Annotated in this window: 1 protein-coding gene; it reads right to left on the bottom strand. The window is 64.6% G+C overall.

The window, feature by feature from the left end:
- The coding region (locus tag FS767_RS22400) for an FxsA family protein (protein WP_144968273.1) at positions 1–238 on the bottom strand (238 nt) is incomplete at its 3' end.
- Between the last annotated feature and the right edge of the window lie 16 nt (positions 239–254).

Genomic DNA, 254 nt, shown 5'->3' with positions numbered 1-254 from the left:
CGATCGCCAGGGTCAGACCCTGGATGACCTCCTGCTCCGGCATCTGCCCCTGGGCCAGGCGCATGCGGATGCGCCAGAGGGTGGTGAAGCCGGCGACGCGCAGCAGGGCGACGCCGACCAGAAAGCTCAGCAACAGCAGGGCGAAGGTGGCGAGCACGCCGATTTCGCTGCCGATCTTGATGAGTACGGCCAGTTCCACAAAGGGGAACAGCAAGAAGAGTAAGGCGGTCACGCGCATCTCGGATCCTTCACGG

Source organism: Pseudomonas sp. DE0010 (assembly GCF_007680745.1).
In the GTDB taxonomy this organism is placed as follows: Bacteria; Pseudomonadota; Gammaproteobacteria; order Pseudomonadales; family Pseudomonadaceae; genus Aquipseudomonas; species Aquipseudomonas parafulva_B.
This window is presented reverse-complemented; position numbering and strand designations above follow the sequence as displayed.